The sequence below is a fragment of the Pseudomonas sp. FDAARGOS_761 genome (assembly GCF_013343155.1).
Lineage (GTDB): Bacteria > Pseudomonadota > Gammaproteobacteria > Pseudomonadales > Pseudomonadaceae > Pseudomonas > Pseudomonas aeruginosa.
The window spans coordinates 2,914,062-2,929,014 of sequence record NZ_CP054572.1 but is presented as its reverse complement, the minus strand read 5'-3'; the positions used below and the strand labels follow the sequence as shown (position 1 = coordinate 2,929,014).

Below are 14,953 nucleotides of genomic sequence, written 5' to 3'. Positions count from 1 at the left end.
TTTCAGTGATCGGAGAGAATGTCCACTGCGCCCGGCTTGTCGTAGGCGCCGAAGCGATCGACCAGGGTCGCGCTGGCGGCGTTCAGGCCCAGCACGTCGACCTGCACGCCGCGCTGGCGAAAGCCCAGGACCACCTTGTCCAGTGCCGCGACGGCGGTGACGTCCCACAGGTGGGCGTGGCGCAGGTCGATGAGCACATGCTCCAGCGTCTCTTTCAGGTCGAAGGCAGCGACGAACCTGCCGGACGACGCGAAGAACACCTGCCCGCTCACCTGGTAGTGGCGGCGGGTGCCGTCGGCGGAGCGTTCGCTGTCGATATCGAGGTAGTGCCCGATCTTGTTGGCGAAGAACAGCGAGGCCAGAAGAACGCCGGCGACCACGCCGAAGGCCAGGTTGTGGGTGGCGAGGACCACGCCGACCGTCACCAGCATGACCAGGTTGGTCGATAGCGGGTAGCGCTTCAGGTTGCGGATCGACTCCCAGCGGAAGGTACCGATGGACACCATGATCATCACCGCCACCAGGGCCGCCATGGGAATCCGCCCGACCCAGTCGCTGAGGAACACCACCATCAGCAGCAGCGCGACGCCGGCCACCAGGGTCGAGAGCCGGCTGCGCCCGCCGGATTTAACATTGATCACCGACTGGCCGATCATCGCACAGCCAGCCATGCCGCCGAGCAGGCCGGTGGCTATGTTCGCCAGCCCCTGGCCCTTGCATTCGCGGTTCTTGTCGCTGCCGGTGTCGGTCATCTCGTCGACGATGGTGGCGGTCATCAGCGACTCCAGAAGGCCGACCACCGCCAGGGCGGCGGAGTAGGGCAGGACGATCAGCAGGGTGTCGAGGTTCAGCGGCACGTCCGGCCAGAGGAACAGCGGCAGGCTGTCGGGCAACTGTCCCATGTCGCCGACGGTGCGGATGTCCAGGCCCAGGTAGATGGATATGCCGGTGAGGACCAGGATGCATACCAGCGGAGAGGGCAGCAGCCGGCCGATCCGGGGCAGGTGCGGGAAGCCGTAGACGATCGCCAGGCCCGCGGCGGTCATCGCGTAGACCGGCCAGCCGACATCGGTGAGTTCGGGTAGCTGGGCCATGAAGATGAGGATCGCCAGGGCATTGACGAAACCGGTCACCACCGAGCGCGAGACGAAGCGCATCAGCGAGCCCAGGCGCAGGTAGCCGGCGAGTATCTGCAGCACGCCGCAGAGCAGGGTCGCCGCCAGCAGGTATTGCAGGCCGTGGTCCTTCACCAGGTTGACCATCAGCAGCGCCATGGCGCCGGTAGCGGCGGAGATCATTCCCGGACGGCCGCCGGCGAAGGCGATCACCACCGCCATGCTGAAGGAGGCGTACAGGCCGATCTTCGGGTCGACCCCGGCGATGATGGAGAAGGCGATGGCCTCGGGGATCAGCGCCAGGGCGACGACCAGGCCGGCGAGCAGGTCGCCGCGAATATTGGAGAACCAGTTCTGTTTCAGCGTCTGTAGCATCGGGATATCCAGGGACGAGGCGCGGCCCGTGCCGTCGGTCGACGGTGCGGGCCGTGGGATGGCATTGAAAAAACAAGGGATGACGACAGGCGTTCAGGCGAACGAACGCTGGCCGCGGTCGCTCGGACCGTTGCCGGAAGGGGCAGGCATGGCTATGGCGGAGTGGGCAGCCAGGTCATCGGGGAGTGCGGGTGGTCGCTTGCAGGGAGCGGCAGCATAGCCGATTCGATAGGCCCGACCAAGCTCTACTCCGGACATTCCCTGGGGGCGCAAGCGGTGGCGCTGAATCAAACAGGCGAAACGGTTCTAAGCTATCGAGGGATCGTCCTCGCATGGAGAGAAGATCATCATGTTCAACACTCGTTCTGTGCTCGCGCTGGTCGTGAGCCTGTCCCTGATCGGCGGTACGCCTGCCGTCCTGGCCGACCCGGGCAATGGCAAGGGCAATCCGCATGGCAACCAGATGGACGGCGGAAAGGCTGACAAGGGCAACAAAGGCAACCAGGGCGGCCCCGGCAACAAGGGCGGCGGCGCCGGCCAGAAGGGCAACGGCGGCGGCAACTGGGACTCGGGACCGCGTATCGACGTCGGCGGGGTACGGGTGATCCTCGGCGACAACCGCGGCTACTGGAACCCGGGGCCGGCCCTGCCGCCCGGCATCCAGAAGAACCTGGTGCGCGGCAAGCCACTGCCGCCCGGCATCGCCAAGAAACTCGACGGCCGCCTGCTAGGCCGGCTGCCGCACTACGACGGCTACGAGTGGATGCAGGCCGGCACCGACCTGCTGCTGGTGGCGGTGGCGACCGGGCTGATCTACGAAGTGCTGGACAACGCTCTCGACTGAGCGGGCCAGGGCGGGTAGCGCCATAGGCGCTATCCGCCAGGCCCCGTTGGAGTGGCGGATAACCGTGTTGCGCTTGTCCGCCCTACCTCGTGGAAGTCCTTTTCTTACCCCAGGTCAGGCCCGCAGGCGTTGCAGGGCATCGCCCAGTTGCGCGGAGAGGTTGTGGAGATCACGGCTGGCGGCTTCGGTCTGCTCCACCTGTTCCTGGTTGCTGGAGGCGATCGAGGCGATTTCCGTGAGGTTGCGGGAAATGTCCTCGGCCACGGCGGTCTGTTCCTCGGCGGCGGTAGCGATCTGGCGGTTCATGTCGCGGATCGATTCGACCGAGGCGGTGATCTGGCGCAGCATGGCACCGGCGTTGGCAACCTGCTCGGCACCGGCCTCGCTGCGCGACTGCCCGCTTTCGATGGCGCGTGCGGCATTCACCGCGCCGTTCTGCACGGTATCGATGATCTGGTGGATCTCGGCGATGGACTCGGCGGTGCGCTGTGCCAGGGTGCGGACCTCGTCGGCGACCACCGCGAAGCCACGGCCGGCATCGCCGGCGCGGGCGGCTTCGATGGCCGCGTTGAGGGCGAGCAGGTTGGTCTGCTCGGCGATGCCGCGGATCACGTCGAGGACCTTGCCGATCCTGCCGCTATCGCTTTCCAATTGGCGGATGACCTCCACCGTATGGTCGATCTCCTTGCGCATCTCGCCGATGCTGCGAATCGTTTCTTCCATCACGTCTTCGCCGCGCTGGGCGGAATCGTCCGCCTCGTCGGCGGCCTTGGCCGCGTCGCCGGCGTAGCGCGCCACTTCCTGGGCGGTGGCGGACATTTCCTGCATCGCCGTGGCGACCTGGTCGGTGCGGCTGAACTGCTCGCGGGTACCGGCCGCCATCAGGCTGGCGATCGCGTTCAGCGAGCCGCTGGCGCTGTCCAGGTCTCGGGTACTGCGCCGCAGCCGCTCGAAGATGTCCACCAGGAAGTCGCGCAGCGTGTTGGCGGCCAGGGCCAGCTTGCCGAGTTCGTCCTTGCGCCGGATCTCGATGCGCTCGCCGAAGTCGCCATGGCTGAGCTGGGTGATGTGCTCGATCAGGCGTTGCACCGGACGGACCAGGTTGCGATTGACCAGCCACAGGCTGAGCAGGGCGACGGCCAGGCTGGCGCCGATCAGCACCAGGCTGCCGAGCAGCATGGTGCGCCGGGCCTCCGCGCTGATGGCGGCGGAACGGAGATCACTGGCCTGGTGCAGTTCGTCACGCAAGGCCTGCATCTGCGCGGTGGTGGCGCGGTCGATGCCGGTCACCGCCTGGTCGCCGGCGATGGGGTCGGCGCCCGCCTCGAGGAACCGTTGCCTGCCTTGTCGGTAAGCCGTACCGAGTCGCCGGTGCTCTTCGCGCAGGCGCTCGACACGATCCTTCAACTCGCCTTCGGCCACGCTGCCCAGGCGCTCGAGGATGTCCTGCACCGCTCGTTCCTGGGCCTCGAACTGGCTCCAGTATTTCGTCTGGGCCTCTGCCTGGCGTCCGCGCAGCAGGACGTTCTTCCATTCCTGGACCTGGCCGCGGAATTGCAGGTTGGCCTCGTCGATCAGTTGCGCCGCCCGCACGGGGCCGCCGAGCAGCTCGCGGTAGGCGCGTACGTCGCCGGTCAGCGAGCCGAAGCAGGCCAGGGCTATGAGTAGCAGCGCCGCCAGGCTGCCGCCGAGCAGGACAAGGATTTGCGCACGTAGGGATTGTTGCAGCATGGAACGCCTCGATGGATTGCCAGGTTGGACCGGCACGCAGGCTGCGACGAGGCAGCCGAGGACGTCCCTGTGGCCCGGCGAGGCGGGCATGGCGCGTGTTCCGGCTCGCAGAGTATCGACAGCGGATCTGACAACTTGAGGACGACGCAGGGGCCGGGCCAGAGCCGACGAAGGGAAATAGCTGGCATGGATGTTCTGCGGGGCTTCGGTTAATCTCTGTGACGAATGTCACATTGTGCCAGTCGAAGGATCTGACTCATGGATGTCCCTCCCACCGTTCAGGATGAACAGGCCGTTTCCCGCCAGTTGCACTCGTTGAGTGTGCGCAATCTCGCTCACCTGGCTGCCGCCCTGACCCAGCTCGGCTTCGAGCTGTCGCGCAGCTCCGACCCTGGCACCCGCCAGGCGGCCAATGCCTTCATCGGCCAATTGGCCAATATCAACCAGGACATCGATCGACAGATCGAGCTGCTCGGCGCGCTGGACGCCGACAGCGTGGGGTTTCGCCTGCTGGACGAGGTGCAATACCCGGATGCGCCCGAATGAGCCGACGCCAGGAGCACGCAAAGAGTGGAGGGGGTGTGCGGGCCGAGAGCGGCAGTCTCCCGGCGTGGCGCTGATCAGTCTTCCTGGCGCAGGTCGCTGAGCATCTGCTCCCAGTACTGGTTGGCCTTGCGGTTGAGATCGAAGGCGGCTTGACGCAACTGGTCGTACTCGGCGCCGCTGTAGCCGCTTTCGCGCAGCTTCTGGCGAGCGGCGTCGGCTTCTTCGCGCAGACGGTTGTAGGTCGCCTGGTCGTCCGCCCAGGTCCTACCTGTGCGCCGGGTGTACTTGTCCTGGGGTTCAGCCATGGGTTCTCCTTGCGGGCCGGATGGGACTTGGAAAAACGCTGCGCTGAACAGACTTTTTCCAATGGCAAAAATTCAAAAAAAACTGACGGATTGCGCGACTTCGCTATTGGTACCGATGTCCCATACCTGTACGCCAGCCGGTGAAATTTGTGCGTTCCTCGCCAAGTCGGCTAGCTTGTTCAGGCTTGCGTCTTGGCGCTCGCCGTCTCTCCGGTAAGCTGGGAACCTTGTCGCCATGGGCTCGGAGACTGCGCGGACGGCGCCATGGCGACAGGTCCGACCTTTCCCTCCGATGGGTTTTGCGAGTAAGGAAATGCTATGAGAAGCAAGGCGTCCGGCTTGGCGCTGGTGGTAGTGGCGGGGCTTGTGGCGGGTTGCGCCAGCAGTGGCTATCAGCCCGAGGTCGACTGGCCGGCCGGCTGGCAGGTGATCACCGAGAGCATCCCACCCGAGGCCCGCGACGTGGAGCAACTGGGCTCCCGGCAACTGGCGACCAAGCTCGGGCCGGGAGGTGAGAAGGAAGCCAGCATCGAGTTGCTCAGCCTGAAGATGATGGAAGAGGAGTCGGTGGAGATCGACGGCCAGTTCCAGAGTGTCTTCGATGTCGTCCAATCGGGCTACCGCAAGGCCGGGCTGGGCTCGCGCTGCACCACACCGATCCGCTCGAACCTCGGCGGCCTGGCATCGCTGGAGACCCACTGCCGGATCAGCCAGGGCAACGAGGTGCTGCTGACCCAGATCGTGGCGATGGCCCTGGGACAGCGCGCGATGTACTCCCTGGTATATACCGCCAGTCCGGCCAACAGCGTGGTCTACCGGCAGAGCTACCTGCGCACCCGGGCCAGCCTGGTCCTGCGCTGAAGGGCCAGCCGCTCGACGCCTGGACGCGACCGGCGTCGCTCAGGCTTCCTCGGGCGGCGCCTCGACGCTGAGATAGCGATGGGCGCCGCAACGCCGGCAACGTTGGCGCAGCATCAGGTCGGGGCCTACCGTGACCAGGCTACCTTCGTCCCAGCGGCAACCTCGCAAGAAACAACGCAAGCGCATGACTCCTCCCCGCGGGGCGGCTCGCCCCGTCCACGAAACAGGCAGTGGTGGTGTGGTTCACTCCGGCTTGTTCTTGTCTGGAGGTGGGAAAAGCCTGCGGCGAAGCGTCTAGAATGGGCAACCTAAATTCGCCGGTTCATTCCGCGGCGGGATTCATCACCCAACTGGCGGCGGTGACCTGCGGTGCCAGGCACAGCTCGCCGACCATCTGTTCCACCAGCGAGTCCTCCTTGTGCAGGGTGAACACCACGGCGTTCACTTCCACGTTGCCGCTGCCTTTCAGCGCGTGGCTTTCCAGGCTCTGCAGGTTCAGGCGGTTGTCGCCCATGCGTTGCAGCAACTGCATGCGCACCAGCGCTTCGTTGCGCGCCTCGCAGGACACGCTGATCTGGTAGAAGCGCTCCTGCTCGGCCTCGCCCGAGGTGTGGCGGTCCACCACCCGGCCGAGAGCGGGCAGGAACAGGTTGGCGATGACGATCAGCGCGGTCGTCATGCAGGCCGCCAGGATGAAACCGCTGCCGGCCAGTACGCCGATCGCGCCGGTGCTCCAGATGCTCGCCGCAGTGCTCAGGCCGCGTACGCTGAGGCCGTCGCGCATGATCACGCCGGCGCCGAGAAAACCGATGCCGCTGACTACCTGGGCCGCCATGCGGGTCACGCTGACCTCGTTGTCGAGCAACAGCGGCAGGATCGAGAAGCTGGCCGCACCGAGTGCGACCATCGCGTGGGTGGCCATGCCGGAAGAGCGTTGTCGCCATTGCCGCTCGAGACCGACCAGCGCACCGAGGCCGAGGGCCGTCACCAGGCCGATGGCGATTTCCGGGGTCATGCTGTGCTCCTGTGAAAAACCGCCCATTGTACGCCGTTCCGCTGGTTCACGCCGGGACCAGCGGCCCCGGGCGGACAAGCCTCTTGCGTTTACCTTTACGTTAACGTAAACATGCTCATCGACTTCACCGACACCGCTCGCCGGTGTCCGTCGTAGCGCCCTGGCGGCGCAGGACGACGGTTCAGCGACATTCCCAGAACAACCACAACAAGGGAAAGCCATGAATCAGCCGAGCTATACCTCGGGTCGCCAGGATGTCGCCTTGCTGGCGACCACCGTCGGCGACGCCTTCGATGCCACCGTCGCGCATCATGCCGAGCGCGAGGCGCTGGTGGTGCGGCATCAACGCCTGCGCTACAGCTGGCGGCAACTGGCGGAGCGGGTCGATACCTACGCCCGCGCCTTCATCGCCCTGGGCCTGCGCCCCGGCGAGCGTCTCGGGATCTGGGCGCCGAACTGCGCCGAATGGTGCATTACCCAGTTCGCCAGCGCCAAGGTCGGCGCGGTCCTGGTGAACATCAACCCGGCATACCGCAGCAGCGAGCTGGAGTACGCCCTCAAGCAGTCCGGTTGCAGCTGGCTGATCTGCGCCGACGCCTTCAAGACCAGCGACTACCACGCGATGCTCGGCGACCTGCTGCCGGAGCTGGCGCGGGCACGTCCGGGCGAACTGGCCAGCGAGCGCCTGCCGGAGCTGCGCGGCGTGATCAGCCTGGCCGAGCGGGCGCCGGCGGGCTTCCTGCACTGGCAGGGCCTGCCGGGGCTGGCCGCCGCGGTAGGCGCCGAGGAACTGCGCCAGCGCCAGGCCTCGCTGCAGTTCGACGAGCCGATCAACATCCAGTACACCTCCGGTACCACCGGCTTCCCCAAGGGCGCCACCCTCAGCCACTACAACATCCTCAACAACGGCTACATGGTCGGCGAAAGCCTCGGACTCGGCGCGGAAGACCGCCTGGTGATCCCGGTGCCGCTGTATCACTGCTTCGGCATGGTGATGGGCAACCTCGGCTGCGTCACCCACGGCTCGACCATGATCTACCCGGCGCCCAGCTTCGACGCCGAGGCGACCCTGCTGGCCGTGGCCGAGGAGCGCGCCACCGCGCTGTACGGGGTACCGACCATGTTCATCGCCGAGCTGGATCATCCGCGCCGCCGCGAATTCGACCTTTCCAGCCTGCGCACCGGAATCATGGCCGGCGCCACCTGCCCGATCGAGGTGATGCGGCGGGTCATTGGCGACATGCACATGGCCGAGGTGCAGATCGCCTACGGCATGACCGAGACCAGCCCGGTGTCGCTGCAGACCGGTCCGGACGATGGCCTGGAGCTGCGCGTGACCACTGTCGGACGCACCCAGCCGAGGCTGGAGAGCAAGATCGTCGACCAGACGGGCAGGGTGGTGCCGCGCGGCGAGATCGGCGAGCTGTGCACCCGCGGCTACAGCGTGATGCTCGGCTACTGGAACGACCCCCAGGCCACCGCCGAGGCCATCGACCCGGCGCGCTGGATGCACACCGGCGACCTGGCGGTGATGGACGACGACGGCTACGTGCGGATCGTCGGGCGCAGCAAGGACATGATCATCCGCGGCGGCGAGAACATCTATCCGCGCGAACTGGAGGAGTTCTTCTTCACTCACCCGGCGGTGGCCGACGTGCAGGTGATCGGCATCCCCGACGAGCGCTATGGCGAGGAAATCGTCGCCTGGATCAAGCTGCATCCGGGCCACCACGCCGATGACGAACAGTTGCGGGCGTTCTGCAAGGCGCGTATCGCTCACTTCAAGATCCCGCGCCACTTCAAGTTCGTCGACGAGTTCCCGATGACCGTTACCGGCAAGATCCAGAAGTTCCGCATGCGCGAAGTCAGCATCGAAGAGATTCGCCTGCTCGCGCTGCGCCAGGGGCGCGATTGAGAGGATGGAGCCGCGCCCCGCTCCTGCGCTAAGGTGGCGGGCGGCGCGCAGCGAGGCGAGAGGGGCGGGTGAAGAACGACGGCGAGACTCAGGCGAGCACCAAGGGCACCATCTCGGTGCGCCTGGTCGGCGAGGCGCTGGTGGAGTGGCGCCGGCAGGGCGGCGAGGAGGGGGAGGTCCTCCAGGCCGCCGGTATCGATCCGCAGCTGCTCGGCAAACCCTACGCGCGGGTCACCTCGCACGCCTATTCGCGGCTCTGGCTGGATCTCGCGCGGCGCATGGACGACGAGTTCTTCGGCATGGACGCGCGGCGCCTGAAGAGTGGCAGCTTCGCTTTCATGAGCCGCTGTGCGATCCACGAGCAGACCCTGGAGCCGGCGCTGACCGGCATCCTGCGATTCCTCTGCCTGCAGTTCGACGACTTCCAGCCGCGCCTGCAGCGCCGCGGCGGCCTGGCGGAAATCGTCCTCGACGAGGCGCCGGGCCGGTACGGGCGAGCGCTGTCCTACTTCACCCTATGGATGATCACCCATGGCCTGGCCTGCTGGCTGGTCGGCCGGCGCATCCCGATCCTGGCCATCGACCTGCGCTGTCCGCAGCCGGACTACATCGAGGACTACCGGGTGATGTTCAGCGACAACCTGCGTTTCTCCCGTCCCCTCAGCCGCCTGCTGTTCAATGCCGACTGCCTGGCCCTGCCGGTCCGCCGCGACAAGCGGGAGCTGCGGCGCTTCCTGCTCGGCGCGCCGGCCAACATCCTGGTCCGCTATCGCGATCCGCAGAGCCTGGCGGCGCGGATCAAGGCCTACCTGCGCAGCCTGCGGCCGGGACGCTGGCCGGACGCGGACGCGCTCGCCGGGCATTTCTTCATGGCGCCCTCGACCCTGCGCCGCAAGCTGTCCCTGGAAGGGCAGAGCTACCAGGCGCTGAAGGACCAGGTCCGCCGCGACCTGGCCATCGCGCGGCTGGACGCCGGCGCGGCGAATTTCGCCGAACTGGCGCTGGAGCTGGGCTTCGCCGATGGCAGCGCGTTCCACAAGGCGTTCAAGAAGTGGACCGGCTCGACCCCCGGGCAGTACCGGACGCAGGTCGCGGCGGAAACCGCGTCGGCCGAATCGTCAGGCGTCTTGTCCGAAACGCTCGGCCATCGATAGGGTGAATGCCCGCGCAGCGTCATCCGCGGTATGTCGCGAACGGTTCGGGGGGACAGGCAGCCAGCCCGGATTGTCCAAACCGCTCAGGCAGATTGAAGCCTTTCGACATTGCCCCGCGCCAGCCACGGCGTAAAGATTCCGGCTACTCCATACAAAAACAAGCCGAGGAGTCCTGCAATGCGCGACTACGCCACCACTGCCGCCGGGTTCGACTTGCAGCGGACCGCCGCCGCCACGCTTTCCGGCACGCTCCAGGCGCTCAACGCCTGCGTCGAATGCTGCGACCGGCATGCCCTGCCGGGTCGGATCGCGTTGTTCTGGGAGGGCAAGGATGGCAGTCGCGCCAGCTATACCTTCAGCGAGCTGAAAGCGCTCTCCGGACGTTTCGCCAATTTCCTCCAGGCCCAGGGCGTACGCCCGGGCGATTGCGTCGCCGGCCTGTTGCCGCGCACGCCCGAGCTGCTGGTCACCATCCTCGGCGCCTGGCGCCTGGGCGCGGTGTACCAGCCGCTGTTCACCGCCTTCGGCCCGAAGGCCATCGAACACCGCGTGGCGACCGCCGGCAGCAAGGTGCTGGTCACCGATGCGGCCAACCGCGACAAGCTCGACGAACTCGCCGATCCGCCTCTGGCCGTCACCGTCGGCGGACCGAAGGGGCAGGGCATCCGTCGCGGCGATTTCAGCTTCTGGGCCGAGCTGGAGCGCTATCCGGCCGAATTCGAGCCGGTTCCGCGCAGCGGCGAGGATCCGTTCCTGATGATGTTCACCTCCGGCACCACCGGCCTGGCCAAACCGGTGCCGGTGCCGCTCAAGGCGATCCTCGCCTTCGTCGGCTACCTGCGCGAGGCGGTGGACCTGCGCCCCGAGGACGCCTTCTGGAACCTCGCCGATCCGGGCTGGGCCTACGGCCTCTACTACGCTGTCGCCGGTCCCCTCGCCATGGGCCATCCGACCACCTTCTACGAAGGGCCGTTCAGCGTAGAAAGCACCTGCCGGATCATCCGTGACTACGGCATCACCAACCTCGCCGGATCGCCCACCGCCTATCGCCTGCTGATGGCCGCCGGCGCGGCCGCGGAAACTGCGCTGAAGGGGCGCCTGCGCGCGGTCAGCAGCGCCGGCGAGCCGTTGACGCCGGAGGTGATCCGCTGGTTCGCCGACAGGCTCGGCACCACCATCCACGACCATTACGGGCAGACCGAGCTGGGCATGGTGCTGTGCAACCACCATGCCCTGGCGCATCCGGTGCGGGTCGGCGCCGCCGGATTCGCCTGTCCCGGGCACCGGGTGGTAGTGCTGGACGACGATCTCAACGAACTGCCGCCCGGCCAGCCGGGCATCCTCGCCCTCGACCGGCGGCGTTCGCCGCTGATGTGGTTCCCCGGCTACCAGGGCCTGGAAACCGCAGCCTTCGTCGGCGACTACTACCTGAGCGGCGATACCGTCGAACTCAACGAAGACGGCAGCATCAGCTTCGTCGGCCGCGCCGACGACGTCATTACCACCTCTGGCTACCGGGTCGGCCCGTTCGATGTGGAGAGCGCGCTGATCGAACACCCGGCAGTGATGGAGGCGGCGGTGATCGGCAAGCCCGACCCGGAGCGCACCGAACTGGTCAAGGCCTTCGTCGTGCTCTGCGCCGGCCACCGGCCGACGCCGGAACTGGCGGACGAACTGCAGCGATACGTGCGCCAGCGCCTGTCGGCGCACGCCTACCCGCGGGAGATCGAGTTCCTCGAGGAACTGCCGAAGACCCCCAGCGGCAAGATCCAGCGCTTTCTCCTGCGCAACCAGGAGATCGCCCGGCAACGCGAGGCGGCCCCACAGGCGGCCGCCGCGAACTGATTCAGCAGGAGAAAACGACGTGCGTATCGAAAATCGAGTGTTCCTGGTCACCGGCGGTAGCTCCGGGCTCGGCGCCGCCACCGCGAAGATGCTGGTGGAGCAGGGCGGCAAGGTGGTGCTGGCCGACATCAACGCCGAGGCCGGCGCGGCCAAGGCCGCCGAGCTTGGCGCCCAGGCGCGCTTCGTCAGGGCCGACATCGCCAGCGAGGCCGACGGCCGCCAGGCCGTGGCCACTGCACTGGAGGCCTTCGGCGGCCTCCATGGCCTGGCCAATTGCGCGGGCGTGGCGCCGGCCGAGAAGGTCCTCGGACGCAATGGCATCCATGCCCTGGAGAGTTTCCGCCGGGTCATCGACATCAACCTGGTGGGCAGCTTCAACATGCTGCGCCTGGCCGCCGAGGCCATGTCCCAGGGCCAGCCGGACGAGGGCGGCGAGCGCGGGGTGATCGTCAATACCGCCTCGGTGGCGGCGTTCGACGGGCAGATTGGCCAGGCCGCCTATTCCGCCTCGAAGAGCGGGGTGGTCGGCATGACCCTGCCCATCGCCCGCGAGCTGGCGCGCTTCGGCATCCGAGTGATGACCATCGCCCCGGGCATCTTCGAGACACCGATGATGGCCGGCATGCCCCAGGAGGTGCGCGACTCCCTCGGCGCCAGCGTGCCGTTCCCGCCGCGCCTGGGGCGTCCGGACGAATACGCCGCGCTGGTCCGGCAGATCATCGAGAACAGCATGCTCAACGGCGAAGTGATTCGCCTCGACGGCGCCATCCGCATGGCCGCCCGCTAATACAGGAGGAAGATCCCATGACCCGCGAAGATCCGATCGTCATCGTCAGCGCCGTCCGCACCCCGATGGGCGGCTTCCTCGGCGACTTCAAGGACGTCAACGCCGCTACCCTCGGCGCCGCGGCGGTGCGCGCCGCGGTGGAGCGGGCGCGCCTGCAAGCCGACGAAGTGGACGAGGCCGTGCTCGGCTGCGTGCTCGCCGCCGGCCAGGGCCAGGCGCCGGCGCGCCAGGCGGTGCTTGGCGCCGGGCTGGCGCGCGGCACGCCGTGCTCGACGCTGAACAAGATGTGCGGCTCGGGCATGAAGGCGCTGATGCTCGCCCACGACACGTTGCTCGCCGGCAGCGCCGGGGTCGCGCTGGCCGGGGGCATGGAAAGCATGTCCAACGCGCCCTACCTGCTGGAGCGCGCCCGTAGCGGCTACCGCATGGGCCACGGCAAGGTGCTCGACCACATGTTCCTCGACGGCCTCGAAGACGCCTACGACAAGGGCCGCCTGATGGGCACCTTCGCCGAGGACTGCGCCGAGGCCTACGGCTTCACCCGCGAAGCACAGGACGAGTTCGCCGTGGCCTCGCTGACCCGCGCGCAGCAAGCCATGCGCGACGGGCGCTTCCAGGCCGAGATCGTGCCGCTGACGGTCACCGCCGGCAAGACCGAGCGCCTGGTGGATAGCGACGAGCAGCCGCCGAAGGCCCGGCTGGACAAGATCCCGACCCTGAAGCCGGCGTTCCGCGAAGGCGGCACGGTGACCGCGGCCAACTCCAGTTCGATTTCCGACGGTGCCGCCGCGCTGGTCCTGATGCGCCTTTCCGAGGCCGAGCGACGCGGGCTCGCGCCGTTGGCGGCGATCCGTGGGCATGCTTCGTTCGCCGACGCGCCGAACCTGTTCCCCACCGCGCCGGTCGGTGCGGTGAAGCGCCTGATGCAGCGTACCGGCTGGTCGCTGGGCGAGGTCGACCTGTTCGAGGTCAACGAAGCCTTCGCCGTGGTCGGCATGGCGGCGATGCGCGACCTCGACCTGTCCCACGAACGCCTCAACGTCCACGGCGGCGCCTGTGCGCTGGGCCACCCGATCGGCGCGTCCGGCGCACGGATCGTCGTGACCCTGCTCAACGCCCTGCAGCAGTACGACCTGGAACGCGGCGTGGCGGCGGTCTGCATCGGCGGCGGCGAGGCGACCGCGATCGCCGTCGAGCGCTTGCGCTGATGCAGGCAGTGAAGAAGAGGAACCCGCGATGATTCCCTGCGAAGAAGAGATCCAGATCCGTGACATGGCGCGGCAGTTCGCCCAGGAACGGCTGAAACCGTTCGCCGCCGACTGGGACCGCGAGCACCGTTTTCCGGCCGAGGCGATTCGCGAGATGGCCGACCTCGGCTTCCTCGGCATGCTGGTGCCCGAGGAGTGGGGCGGCGCGCAGACCGGGCACCTGGCCTACGCCATGGCCCTCGAGGAGATCGCCGCTGGCGACGGCGCCTGCTCGACCATCATGAGCGTGCACAACTCGGTCGGCTGCATGCCGATCCACAAGTTCGGCAGCGCCGAGCAGAAGGAGCGCTTCCTCCGTCCGCTGGCCCAGGGTTCGATGCTCGGCGCCTTCGCCCTGACCGAGCCGCAAGCCGGTTCCGACGCCAGCTTCCTGAAGACCCGCGCCCGCCGCGACGGTGACCACTACGTGCTGAACGGTACCAAGCAGTTCATCACTTCGGGCAGCCACGCGGGGATGGTGATCGTCTTCGCGGTCACCGATCCGGATGCCGGAAAGCGCGGCATCAGCGCGTTCATCGTGCCCACCGACACGCCCGGCTACGAGGTGGTGCGGATCGAGGACAAGCTCGGCCAGCACGCCTCGGACACCTGCCAGCTGGCCTTCAACGACCTGCGTATCCCGGCCGCGCTGCGCCTGGGCGAGGAGGGCGAGGGCTACCGCATCGCCCTGGCCAACCTCGAAGGCGGCCGCATCGGCATCGCCGCCCAGGCGGTCGGCATGGCGCGCGCGGCGTTCGAGGCGGCGCGCGACTACGCCCACGAGCGGGAAACCTTCGGCAAGCCGATCATCGAGCACCAGGCAGTGGCCTTCCGCCTGGCCGACATGGCCACCCGCATCGCCGTGGCGCGGCAGATGGTCCACCACGCCGCCAGCCTGCGCGAAGCCGGCCTGCCGTGCCTGACCGAAGCCTCGATGGCCAAGCTGTTCGCCTCGGAAATGGCCGAGGAAGCCTGCTCCGCGGCGATCCAGACCCTCGGTGGCTACGGCTATCTCAAGGACTTCCCGGTGGAGCGCATCTATCGGGACGTGCGGGTCTGCCAGATCTACGAGGGCACCAGCGACGTGCAGCGCCTGGTGATCGCGCGCAGCCTGTAGCGGCGACTATCCGTCGTTTCCGCAACGGCGCCCTCTTCCTTCAGGGAGAGGGCGCGCTGAGGCACCTCGGAAGCAAACGACTGTGGCCTCGTTCGC

At 67.6% G+C, this 14,953-nt stretch carries 14 protein-coding genes; 9 read left to right on the top strand and 5 right to left on the bottom strand.

Features of this window, described 5'->3' with window-relative positions:
* Positions 1-2 precede the first annotated feature (2 nt).
* Positions 3-1,490 carry a SulP family inorganic anion transporter gene (locus FOC67_RS13380; protein ID WP_003090030.1) on the bottom strand — a complete coding sequence of 496 codons (1,488 nt, stop codon included), beginning with the start codon at positions 1,488-1,490 and terminating at the stop codon, positions 3-5.
* Between the two features lie 349 nt (positions 1,491-1,839).
* On the opposite strand from FOC67_RS13380, the gene FOC67_RS13375 reads away from it, so the two are divergent.
* Positions 1,840-2,334 (top strand): anti-virulence regulator CigR family protein, encoded by a 495-nt coding sequence (locus FOC67_RS13375; RefSeq protein WP_009314125.1) that lies wholly within the window; start codon positions 1,840-1,842, stop codon positions 2,332-2,334.
* Between the two features lie 114 nt (positions 2,335-2,448).
* Here FOC67_RS13375 and ctpH read toward each other — a convergent pair whose 3' ends face one another.
* Positions 2,449-4,155, bottom strand: a complete 1,707-nt coding sequence (ctpH, locus tag FOC67_RS13370; RefSeq protein WP_083842291.1) for a methyl-accepting chemotaxis protein CtpH — start codon at positions 4,153-4,155, stop codon at positions 2,449-2,451.
* A gap of 168 nt (positions 4,156-4,323) precedes the next feature.
* Between ctpH and FOC67_RS13365 the strand changes: the two genes are divergently transcribed.
* Positions 4,324-4,611 carry a hypothetical protein gene (locus FOC67_RS13365; RefSeq protein WP_003090024.1) on the top strand — a complete coding sequence of 96 codons (288 nt, stop codon included), beginning with the start codon at positions 4,324-4,326 and terminating at the stop codon, positions 4,609-4,611.
* A gap of 74 nt (positions 4,612-4,685) precedes the next feature.
* Here FOC67_RS13365 and srfA read toward each other — a convergent pair whose 3' ends face one another.
* The gene (gene srfA, locus FOC67_RS13360; protein WP_003090022.1) at positions 4,686-4,916 is read right to left on the bottom strand and encodes a stress response facilitator SrfA; all 231 of its coding nucleotides are present in this window, start codon (positions 4,914-4,916) and stop codon (positions 4,686-4,688) included.
* Positions 4,917-5,234: 318 nt separating this feature from the next.
* On the opposite strand from srfA, the gene FOC67_RS13355 reads away from it, so the two are divergent.
* Entirely contained in the window at positions 5,235-5,777 is a 543-nt protein-coding gene (locus FOC67_RS13355; RefSeq protein WP_003139045.1) for a DUF4946 domain-containing protein, read from the top strand.
* Positions 5,778-5,816: 39 nt separating this feature from the next.
* Here the strand turns inward: FOC67_RS13355 and FOC67_RS13350 are convergent, their stop codons facing one another.
* A complete protein-coding gene (locus FOC67_RS13350; RefSeq protein ID WP_003090016.1) occupies positions 5,817-5,963 on the bottom strand; it encodes a PSPA7_2676 family Cys-rich small protein in 147 nt (48 codons plus the stop codon).
* 136 nt (positions 5,964-6,099) lie between these two features.
* Complete coding sequence (locus FOC67_RS13345) at positions 6,100-6,792, bottom strand: MgtC/SapB family protein (RefSeq protein WP_003102512.1); 693 nt, start codon at positions 6,790-6,792, stop codon at positions 6,100-6,102.
* Between the two features lie 220 nt (positions 6,793-7,012).
* Here FOC67_RS13345 and FOC67_RS13340 point away from each other — a divergent pair, with 220 nt between their 5' ends.
* From FOC67_RS13340 to FOC67_RS13315, 6 genes are all read left to right on the top strand, one after another.
* On the top strand, positions 7,013-8,707 hold the full coding sequence (locus FOC67_RS13340; RefSeq protein WP_009314134.1) for an AMP-binding protein: 1,695 nt from the start codon (positions 7,013-7,015) through the stop codon (positions 8,705-8,707).
* A gap of 68 nt (positions 8,708-8,775) precedes the next feature.
* Entirely contained in the window at positions 8,776-9,861 is a 1,086-nt protein-coding gene (locus tag FOC67_RS13335; protein ID WP_009314135.1) for an AraC family transcriptional regulator, read from the top strand.
* Between the two features lie 177 nt (positions 9,862-10,038).
* Positions 10,039-11,706 (top strand): acyl-CoA synthetase, encoded by a 1,668-nt coding sequence (locus FOC67_RS13330; RefSeq protein WP_003090007.1) that lies wholly within the window; start codon positions 10,039-10,041, stop codon positions 11,704-11,706.
* A gap of 19 nt (positions 11,707-11,725) precedes the next feature.
* Positions 11,726-12,493 carry a 3-hydroxyacyl-CoA dehydrogenase gene (locus FOC67_RS13325; protein ID WP_003090005.1) on the top strand — a complete coding sequence of 256 codons (768 nt, stop codon included), beginning with the start codon at positions 11,726-11,728 and terminating at the stop codon, positions 12,491-12,493.
* Between the two features lie 17 nt (positions 12,494-12,510).
* Positions 12,511-13,701 (top strand): acetyl-CoA C-acyltransferase, encoded by a 1,191-nt coding sequence (locus tag FOC67_RS13320; RefSeq protein ID WP_003108823.1) that lies wholly within the window; start codon positions 12,511-12,513, stop codon positions 13,699-13,701.
* Between the two features lie 28 nt (positions 13,702-13,729).
* Positions 13,730-14,857: an acyl-CoA dehydrogenase family protein gene (locus FOC67_RS13315; RefSeq protein WP_009314137.1), complete on the top strand. Its 1,128-nt coding sequence runs from the start codon at positions 13,730-13,732 to the stop codon at positions 14,855-14,857.
* Positions 14,858-14,953 lie beyond the last annotated feature (96 nt).

Coding starts and splice junctions, on each gene's coding strand:
- FOC67_RS13315 (WP_009314137.1), top strand. CDS start 13,730: ATGATTCCCTGCGAAGAAGAGATCCAGATCCGTGACATGGCGCGGCAG.
- FOC67_RS13350 (WP_003090016.1), bottom strand. CDS start 5,963: ATGCGCTTGCGTTGTTTCTTGCGAGGTTGCCGCTGGGACGAAGGTAGC.
- FOC67_RS13380 (WP_003090030.1), bottom strand. CDS start 1,490: ATGCTACAGACGCTGAAACAGAACTGGTTCTCCAATATTCGCGGCGAC.
- FOC67_RS13320 (WP_003108823.1), top strand. CDS start 12,511: ATGACCCGCGAAGATCCGATCGTCATCGTCAGCGCCGTCCGCACCCCG.
- FOC67_RS13330 (WP_003090007.1), top strand. CDS start 10,039: ATGCGCGACTACGCCACCACTGCCGCCGGGTTCGACTTGCAGCGGACC.
- FOC67_RS13345 (WP_003102512.1), bottom strand. CDS start 6,792: ATGACCCCGGAAATCGCCATCGGCCTGGTGACGGCCCTCGGCCTCGGT.
- FOC67_RS13355 (WP_003139045.1), top strand. CDS start 5,235: ATGAGAAGCAAGGCGTCCGGCTTGGCGCTGGTGGTAGTGGCGGGGCTT.
- FOC67_RS13365 (WP_003090024.1), top strand. CDS start 4,324: ATGGATGTCCCTCCCACCGTTCAGGATGAACAGGCCGTTTCCCGCCAG.
- srfA (WP_003090022.1), bottom strand. CDS start 4,916: ATGGCTGAACCCCAGGACAAGTACACCCGGCGCACAGGTAGGACCTGG.
- ctpH (WP_083842291.1), bottom strand. CDS start 4,155: ATGCCCGCCTCGCCGGGCCACAGGGACGTCCTCGGCTGCCTCGTCGCA.
- FOC67_RS13340 (WP_009314134.1), top strand. CDS start 7,013: ATGAATCAGCCGAGCTATACCTCGGGTCGCCAGGATGTCGCCTTGCTG.
- FOC67_RS13375 (WP_009314125.1), top strand. CDS start 1,840: ATGTTCAACACTCGTTCTGTGCTCGCGCTGGTCGTGAGCCTGTCCCTG.